The 4498-nt window shown below is 70.1% G+C and carries 4 protein-coding genes; 1 reads left to right on the top strand and 3 read right to left on the bottom strand.

The genetic code is table 11. From position 1 onward, the window contains the following. Both ACT4N8_RS09755 and ACT4N8_RS09750 read right to left on the bottom strand, forming a co-directional pair. On the bottom strand, window positions 1-650 hold a 650-nt coding region (locus tag ACT4N8_RS09755; protein WP_444857940.1), incomplete at its 3' end, for a DUF1611 domain-containing protein. Window positions 651-720: 70 nt separating this feature from the next. Further along, entirely contained in the window at window positions 721-1602 is an 882-nt protein-coding gene (locus ACT4N8_RS09750; protein WP_444857939.1) for a LysR family transcriptional regulator, read from the bottom strand. A 140-nt stretch (window positions 1603-1742) separates the two neighbouring features. On the opposite strand from ACT4N8_RS09750, the gene ACT4N8_RS09745 reads away from it, so the two are divergent. Continuing rightward, window positions 1743-4100 carry a penicillin acylase family protein gene (locus ACT4N8_RS09745; RefSeq protein ID WP_444857938.1) on the top strand — a complete coding sequence of 786 codons (2358 nt, stop codon included), beginning with the start codon at window positions 1743-1745 and terminating at the stop codon, window positions 4098-4100. Here the strand turns inward: ACT4N8_RS09745 and ACT4N8_RS09740 are convergent. Further along, on the bottom strand, window positions 4097-4498 hold a 402-nt coding region (locus tag ACT4N8_RS09740), incomplete at its 5' end, for a serine hydrolase (protein WP_444857937.1). The genes ACT4N8_RS09745 and ACT4N8_RS09740 overlap by 4 nt on opposite strands.

The raw sequence follows: 4498 nt of genomic DNA, 5'->3' as shown, positions 1-4498 counted from the left end.
TCGATCAAATCCCACCCGTCGTCGTCGCGCGCCGGGGCGAGCTGCTCGATCGCGCCGGAGATGAAGTCGGCGACGACGGCATCGACCGCCACGCCCTCGCCCGCGATCAGGATGCCCGTCTGCCCGGTGGCTCTGAACTGGGCGGCGATCCCGCGCTCGCGAAGGCCCCGGGTCAGCGCCAGCGTCGCGTACATCTTGCCGACCGAGCAATCCGTCCCGACGGTGAGCAGGCGGTGGCCCGGCCGGGGATGGCCCTTGCCGACAGCGAGACCGGCGGGCGGATCGCGCACATCGAACAGCTTCAGCGCGCGCGCCCTGGCGAGTTCGTCCAGCCGCGGCTGGTCGCGCAGCCGCTCATGCAGGCCGGAGGCGACATGCAGCCCCGCCTCGAGCGCGGCGGCCGCATCGTCGATGAGATCGTCCCCGACCTTGCCGCCCGCGCCGGCGATGCCGAGGACGAGGGTGCGTGCGCCGGCCGCAGCCGCTTCCGCCATGCCCAGCCGCGGCAGGCCGAGCGTCAGCGGGCAATCGTCGTGCCGGAACTCCCCGAGGCAATCGTCGGGCCGGAACTCAGCAACGCCCCGCGAGGTCTTCACGCTCAGCGGGTCCGTGCTGTGACCGAGATAGACAAGGTAAGGCGCCGGGATCATCTCGCGCGGAACCTAACCGGGCCCGCCGGGGCTGTGGCATAGTGAGAGCGCCACCCGCCATAGCCAGCCGCTATGGAGCGTCGACCACCTGCTTCAGCGTCTTGAGGAAATCGTCCGCCAGCGCCCCCGGCGGGCGGTTGATCAGATACATGGCCTGGACGTCGAAGGTGATCCGCGGCCTCAGCGGACGCATCGACAGGCCCGGAGCGAGGCAGGCCTGGGCGGTGAAGCTGTCGACGACGGTGATGCCGACGCCCTGCCGGACGAGCGCCGCCGCCATGTAGAAGGTGCGCACCGACACCGTCTCGTCCAGCTCGACGTCGCGCCGTTCCAGCTCCTCGGTGAAAAGCTGACCGAGCGGGCCGCTGGCGGCGAGGCTGATGAAGCGGTGGCCGCGCAGGCGGCTGAGCTCGAGGCTCGGTGGCGCGTCGGGCATGTCCTGCTCGCGGTAGAGCGCGACCAGCTCGCCTTCGCCGAGCCAGCGTTGGCTGATCGGCGCCGACGGCGGCAGTTGAAAGGCGATCGCGATATCCGTCTCGCGCTCGTGAAGCTTGCGCAGCAAATCGTCATGATGGACGGTCTGAAGGTCGAACTTCACGTTCTCGTGGGTCCGCAGGAATTGCGACACGGCGCTCGGAATGGCTTCGAGCGCCAGCGAGGGCAGCGCGAGGATGCGCAGCGTGCCGGTGCCGCGGCGGATGTTGCGGCCGGCCTCGCGCAGCGCCTGGACGCGGTCCTGGATCTCCCGGACGTCGCCGAATAGGCTGTGCGCGTCCTCGGTCGGCACCAGCCCGCCATTGGCGCGATCGAACAAGGGAAAGCCCAGCAGGCTTTCGGCGTGCCGGAGCATCTTCGACACCGAAGGCTGCGACACGTTGAGCGCCCGCGCCGCGGCGCTGACCGAGCCGTTCACATAGACGGCGTGGAAAATCTCGATGTGACGGAGGTTCATGATGGCGCCCTTGAGTGGGGCTTAGGGGCATTAATTTCGCGTGGCCATAACTTTTCCCTATGGTCGCCCGAGCGCTTGCGATGCGCCGCGAGGCCAGACCCTCGTTAGCCTAGGTCCGCACGCCCGAGGATATTTTGCCGATGCTCAGCCGCCGTTCCTTCCTGCTCGGTTCCGCCGCGACGGCGGCGCTGCTGCCCGCCGCCGGGCGCGCGGCGGCGGCGATCGTCTCGCGCACGAAGCAGATGGCGGCCGGGCTCTCGGCGCCGATCGAGATCCTCGACGATCCCTATGGCGTTCCGCACATCCGGGCGCGGTCGATCCCCGACGCCTTTTTCGGGCAGGGCTATGTCGTCGCGCGCGACCGGCTGTTCCAGATCGATCTGTCGCACCGCCGCGAGATGGGCCGTCTGGCCGAGGCTTTCGGCCCGCAATTCGCCGCCCACGACGCCGTGACGCGGCTGTTCCTGTTCCGCGGCGATCTCGATGCCGAGCTCGCGCGGGTGCCGGAGACCATCCTCGCCTGCGCCCAGGCCTATGTTGCCGGGATCAACGCGCGCATCGACGAGGTCATGGCCGATTCCGCCTTGCTGCCGCTGGAATATGGCATTCTCGGCGTGACTCCGCTGCGGTGGGAGCTGCGCGACATGGTGATCGCGCGCGGCGCCGGCTTCGGCGGCGTCGAGGATGAGATCCGCCGCGCCCGCCTGGCCGGCATGGGCCTGCTCGAGTTCGACGCGATCGTCGCCCCGCTGCGGCCGGCCTGGGAGCTGCGCGTGCCCGAAGGTCTGGACGCGGCGGCGGTGTCGGCGGCGGACCTCGGCGTGCTGCGGCTCGGCGGGCTGCCGTTCGGCGCGCTCGTGCCCGCGCCCGAGCCTTCGCCGGCCAACGACCGCGAGGCGGGCAGCAATGCCTGGACGATCGGCCCGGGGCGCAGCGCGACCGGGCGGCCGATCCTCGCCAATGACCCGCATCTCGGCATCGGCGGCTTCGGCCCGCGCCATGTCGCGCATCTGAGCGCGCCGGGGCTGGACGTGATCGGCGGCGGCGCGCCGGGCCTGCCCGGGATCATGCAGGGTCACACCGACCGCTTCGCCTTCGGCCGGACCAATTTCCATATCGACCAGGAAGACCTCTTCATCCTCGAGCTTCACCCGGACGTTCCCGAGCAGTACCGTCACGAGGGCGGCTGGCGGCGGTTCGAACGGGTCGACGTCTCGATCCCGGTCAAGGACGCGCCGCCTCACGCCGCCACTTTGCGCTATTCCGTGCAGGGTCCGGTGCTCTCGCACGATCCCGCGCGGCGGCGCGCCACCGCGCTCGCCGCGATCGAGCTGCAACCCGGGGCGAGCGGCGCCTTCGCGATGATCGCGATCAACCTCGCGCGGGACTGGGAGGAGCTGCGCGAGACCGCCTTCCGCTTCCACCCGTCGCCGACCAATTTCCATTATGCCGATATCGACGGCAATCATGGCTGGCAGGTGATCGGCTTCATGCCGGTCCGGCGCCGGGGCGACGGGCTGATGCCGGTGCCCGGCGACGGTCGCTACGACTGGACCGGGATCCGGGACTTTTCCGCGCTGCCGAATGAGTACAATCCGGCCAAGGGCTGGTTCGCTTCGGCCAACCAGAACAACCTCCCCGAAGGCTGGCCGCGCGAGCGGATCCCGGCTTTCTCCTTCCGCGATCCTTACCGTTACGAGCGGATCGCCGGCGTACTGGCGGCGCAGCCGCGTCACAACCTCGCCGACAGCGTGGCGCTGATGCACGACACGCTGTCCACACCGGCGCGGCAGCTCGGTGCGCTACTGCCCGCCCGGGGTTCGGCCGAGGCGGAGCCTGCACTCGCGATGTTGCGCGGCTGGGACGGACGGCTCGACGCCGACAGCGGACCGGCGGCCCTCTATCAGCTGCTGTGGCGCGAGCTGGGCCGGCGCATGCTCACGGCAATCGTGCCCGAACGCGCGCGCGCGCTGGTCGACGAGATTGCGCCATCCGTGCTGCTGGGACTGCTCGCCCATCCTGACCAACGGCTTGGGTCGGACCCTGCCGCCGCCCGCGACGCCCTGTTCGACGCCGCCCTCGTTGCCGCCTGGGCGCTGGCGCGCGAGCAGCTCGGGCCGGACCCCGCCGCCTGGCGCTGGGGGACGCTGCACCGGGTGACGATCCGCCATCCCCTGTCCCGCATTCCCGCAATCGCCGCCGCCTTTCCGCCGATCGAGGGGGAGGGTTCCGGCGGCGATTCCTACACGCCGATGGCACGCTGGATCAGGGGCGGTGGCTGGCAGGTCGGCGGCGGTGCGAGCTATCTCCAGGTGATCGACGTCGGAGGCTGGGACAATTCGCTGTTCCTCAACCTCCCCGGCAACTCCAACGACCCCCGCTCTGCCCATTATCGCGATCTCTACCCGCACTGGGTAAGGGGCGAGCTGCGGCCGATGCTGTTCAGCCGCGCCGCCGTGGATGCCCACGCCACCGGCCGCACCATCCTGCGACCTTAGCGCGCCAGCGCCTCGCACAGTCGGTCGGTCGCCAGCGCGATCCGGGCGTCCGGCGGGTCGTTCGAGGCCCCGACAGTGGTGTTGAAGGCGAGCAGGCTTCCGGCCCGCTGTTCGGGACAAAAGCTGAGCCAGGCACGAAAGCCGTTCTGGTCGCCGCTATGGCCGACGATCCGCACCGGCCTGCCCACGGTGACGAAGAAGTTGAGGCCGCTGTGTGTCGCCACGGCGATCCGCCCCTCGGTGGATTCGCGGTCGAGCGCGATCGCTGGCCGCCACATCTCCTCCAGCGACGAACGCTGCAGCACCAGATCATAATTCAATGGTTGCGCCGGATCGCCGATCAGGAAGGCGAGGTAGCGCGCCATGTCGGTCATCGGCGCGTTGAGGCCGCCGTTCGA

This window comes from Sphingosinicella sp. (genome assembly GCF_052387495.1).
Classification (GTDB): domain Bacteria; phylum Pseudomonadota; class Alphaproteobacteria; order Sphingomonadales; family Sphingomonadaceae; genus Allosphingosinicella.
The sequence above is the reverse complement of the archived record's forward strand: the minus strand, read 5'-3'. Positions and strand labels throughout refer to the sequence as shown.